The sequence below is a fragment of the Rhodoferax sp. ZS1R8 genome, from assembly GCF_056521325.1.
On sequence record NZ_JBWMBA010000080.1, the window covers coordinates 1,085 to 1,394 of the forward strand.

1 pseudogene is annotated in these 310 nt (G+C 54.2%); it reads left to right on the plus strand.

Annotated features, from left to right (window positions below):
• Positions 1 to 310: pseudogene (locus AC097P_RS23930) on the plus strand (S41 family peptidase); the annotation flags it as partial.

Genomic DNA, 310 nt, shown 5'->3' on the forward strand with positions numbered 1-310 from the left:
TCGTTCTGCAATTCAACCAGCACATTTCACCAGACCAGCCAGGGATTCTCGGTGGCGCCAGGCCGGGTTCTACCGCAGTTGGGGCTCAAGCGGGTTTTCATGCTGACCACTGGCAGCACTTGCTCTGCGAGTGAGTCCGTCTTTAACGGCCTCTCCCCTTTCATGCAAGTAATTCGTATCGGTAGCACAAGCTGCGGCAAGCCCTATGGTTTTTCGTATGAAAGCAATTGTGGAACTTCTTACGCGGCGATGCAGTTTAAGGGCGTCAATGCGGTGGGATTTGGCGACTATGCTGACGGCTTTGCACCCA